This is a genomic window from Nonomuraea sp. NPDC049784 (genome assembly GCF_040659615.1).
GTDB lineage: Bacteria > Actinomycetota > Actinomycetes > Streptosporangiales > Streptosporangiaceae > Nonomuraea.
In genome coordinates this window covers 1-3,489 of the sequence record NZ_JBFAMX010000854.1, presented here as the reverse complement: position 1 = coordinate 3,489, position 3,489 = coordinate 1, and the positions used below count along the sequence as shown (strand labels likewise).

Annotated in this window: 4 protein-coding genes; all 4 read left to right on the top strand. The window is 70.4% G+C overall.

Annotation, left to right across the window (positions count from 1 at the left end; genetic code table 11):
• Nucleotides 1–1,210, top strand: a 1,210-nt coding sequence (locus AB0J09_RS59825; RefSeq protein ID WP_360712554.1) for an MBL fold metallo-hydrolase, incomplete at its 5' end; no start/stop codon positions are given.
• Nucleotides 1,207–2,133 (top strand): hydroxymethylbilane synthase, encoded by a 927-nt coding sequence (locus tag AB0J09_RS59820; RefSeq protein WP_360712551.1) that lies wholly within the window; start codon nucleotides 1,207–1,209, stop codon nucleotides 2,131–2,133. The genes AB0J09_RS59825 and AB0J09_RS59820, both read left to right, overlap by 4 nt.
• Before the next feature lie 120 nt (nucleotides 2,134–2,253).
• Nucleotides 2,254–3,093: a penicillin-binding transpeptidase domain-containing protein gene (locus AB0J09_RS59815; protein WP_360712548.1), complete on the top strand. Its 840-nt coding sequence runs from the start codon at nucleotides 2,254–2,256 to the stop codon at nucleotides 3,091–3,093.
• Between the two features lie 43 nt (nucleotides 3,094–3,136).
• A partial coding sequence (locus AB0J09_RS59810) for a hypothetical protein (RefSeq protein ID WP_360712545.1) occupies nucleotides 3,137–3,489 on the top strand: 353 nt, incomplete at its 3' end.

Genomic DNA, 3,489 nt, shown 5'->3' with positions numbered 1-3,489 from the left:
GCGCGGTCCTGAGCGGATCGCGTTGCTCGGCCCGAACGGCTCGGGCAAGACCACGTTGCTCAAGCGTCAAGCGATGGCTGAGTGGCCCGACGGCCCGCGCTGGCCGCGTACCCTCCGATCCCGCCGAGTCCACCCGCTGCCGGGGTTGACAGACCTGATCCGCGTTGGCCTGCGCGGGGGCTGGACCCGCCGCGAAGTCTCCGACGCGGGCCTGTTGCCCATTCACCCGACCGATCTGCAGCCCGTGCTCGCAGGAGAGGTGGCGGCGACGTGGATCGGCCACTCCTCCTGGCTGGTGCGCACGGCCACCCAATCCGTCCTCATCGACCCGGTCCTATCGCGGCACATCCGCGGGGTGCGTCCCCGACTCACCCCGCCCGGGTTGACCTTCGCTGAGCTGCCACCCGTCAACGTCCTGCTGATCAGCCACGACCCGCACTCCGATCACCTGGACTGGCCCACCGTGACCCGGCTGGATCGGCGCATCACCGTGCTGGTCCCCGCTAAACTCGGAAAAGGTTTTCGCCGCCGCGGTTTCCAGGACGTGCGCGAGCTGGACTGGTGGGACGAGGTCCGCCTCGACGATCTGATCTTCACCTGCCTGCCCGCCGCCCACTGGTCAGGCCGCACCCCACTGGGCCTGTGGCGCACGCTATGGGCCTGCTGGATGATCACTACGGCGAGCGGGCAGCGCATCTATCACGCCGGCGACAGCGCCTACGCCCTGCACTTCCAAGAGATCGGCGCCCGCTACGGCCACATCGACCTCGCGTTGATGCCGGTCGGCTCCTACAGCCCGCAAGCCATCCAGGCGTTCGCGCACATGAACCCGGGCGAGGCGGTCCGAGCATGCGGCGACCTGCGGGCATCTCGCATGGCCTTGATGCACTGGGCAACCTTCGTGTTGTCGGACGAGCCGCTGCTGGAGCCGATGCGGCTGAGCATGCATGCCTGGCGGCGAGCAGAACGACCACCGGCGGACCTGTGGCCGCTGGCCGTGGGGGAGACACGCATCCTTCCCACCGCGCCCCCCGTTCACTCTCACGATGCTCGCGCCGAACCTGACCAGCTGGCACCGCCTGAGGATGCTCTAGCCTTAACGCGGCCGGGCGGGATTGCCGAGACCGCGCCGCCGATCGCCTCGCCGCCCCGGTCGGCGACGACCGTGCCGACCAGCCGCACAGGTGCACCCCGCGAGGTGCCGTCATGATGTCGGCCGCGTCAGGGCGCGCTATGTCGCTGCGGCTGGGCAGCCTGGCGGGCCTCCCCGTTGACGCCATCGCGGACGAGATCGGCTTGCTGACGGGACGACAGGTCCTGCATGTGCCCGTCGAGTCCGCTCCCGATGATGATCAGGCGGTCGGCGCGGGTCACCACGCCCACGACCGTGCCAGCGCGCTACGCGCCCAACTGCTGGCCGGCGAGATCGATTGCGCCGTGCACGCCGTCCCAGACCTGCCCGCCACACCGCAGAGCGGACTGACGCTTGCCGCCACCCCCGCCCGTGACGACATCCGCGACGTTCTGGTCGCCTCCACACTCTGGGCCGACCTGCACCCCGGCGCCACGGTCGCCACCACCTCGGCACGCCGTCCGGCCATGCTGCGTAGACTCCGATCCGACCTTCGCTTCCACGTCCTGGATGGCGACCTCGGCTCCTGCCTGTCCCTGCTCCACCGCGGCGAGGTGGACGCCCTCGTGTGCGCCGGAGCACACCTACGCCGTCACAGCCCTGAGATCGACAGCGCCGAAACCTTCGCCATCGAGCACCTGTTTCCCGAGCCTGGTCAGGGCGCACTGGCGCTGGAGTGCCTGTCCGACCGGCATGACGTCGTCACCACCGTGCGGGTGCTGCACGACCCCCGCACCTGGCACGCCACCATCGCCGAACGCACGGTACAGGCGGCCATGCCCAGCGACGAGAACGTCATCATCGGCACCTATGCGGTCGACGACGGCCACCTGGTCAGCCTGACCGCCGCGGCGTTCTCACCCGATGGCCGGTACGCCGCTCGCTCGTTTGGCACGTGCGCCTCCGCTGACTGCGAGACCTTGGGCCACTTCGTAGCCGCCGACCTGCGCGCCGCAGTCACCGCCTGGCCCACATCCACGGACAGCGAGGCCGCCCCATGACCATGACAGCCGGACCCGCCATCGCGGTCCACCCGAGCACACCCGCCGACCTCGCCAAGACTCCGATCACCTGCGCCCACGCCATGGCATCGCTGGGCTTCAGCTCTGGAGCTCCGAGCGATGGTGGCGCAGACCACCACCTCCTTCACAGCCAACAGGGCCAGCGGCGATGCCGAGATCCTGGCCGTGGTGAACAACCAGGGCGGCTTCAACCGGGCCCTGGACGGCCGCTACCCGCCCGGCTCGACGTTCAAGGCGGTCACGGCGATCGGGCTGCTCGCGGCCGGGATGTCGCCGCAGGACTCGGTGACGTGCCCGATGTACTCGACCGTCGGCGGGCTGAAGATCCGTAATTCCGACAAGGAGGCGTTCGGGTCGCTGTCGTTCCTCGACTCGTTCGCGCATTCGTGCAACACCACGTTCGCGCCGCTGGCCGAGCAGAAGCTGGGCGCCGACAAGCTGCTCGAAGCGGCCGAGGACGTCGGCTTCAACCAACAGCTGAACATCGGGGTGCCGGCCACCAAGGCCAGCTTCCCCAAGGCACAGTCCGACGCCGAGCTGGCCGCGGAGGCGTTCGGGCAGGGCAGGATCACGGCCAGCCCCCTGACCATGGCCTCGGTGGCCGCCGCCATCGCCGACGGCACCTGGCGGCCGCCGACGCTCGTGCCCTCGCTGAAGCAGAAGGCCGAGGAGCGCGCGCTGCCGGACGGGGTGAAGGAGAAGCTGCACGAGATGATGGCGGCCGTGGTGTCCAAGGGCACGGCCAAGGCGGCGGGGCTGCCCGCCGGGACGCACGGCAAGACCGGCACGGCCGAGTACGGCACCGGCGACGACCTGAACACCCACGCCTGGTTCATGGGGTTCAAGGGCGATGTGGCGTTCGCGGTGGTCGTGGAGGGTGGCGGCGCGGGCGGCAAGGTCGCGGCGCCGGTGGCGGCGGCCTTCCTCAAGGGGCTGTGACGCTTTCCTGCTTGGACGCGCCGGTGCTGGGCAGGGGTCGATTGTGGTGGCAATCGGTGCCGAGGAGTACGCGGCGCGTCAGGAGGCGATGAGGCGGCTGGCCGCGCGTGACGGCTTCCACGGGGTCGTGGCCTGGTCCAGAGGCGGATCCGGGCAGGACCGTTACGCCGACGTCTACCACCTCACGGGCTTCTACCAGCACCAGCCCTTCGTCCCCGACTCTCCCGGCCGCTGGCGGGCGCGGGGTCACGCGGCCGTGGTGCTGCCCGTCGACCTTCCCCCGGCGATCTCCAACGGTCACGCGGCACGCACCGGCTGGAGCGCGGCCCTCAGGGAGGGCCACGCTCGCGTCACGGCCATGCTCATCACCGACTCGGGGAATCTCCAGGAGCCGCG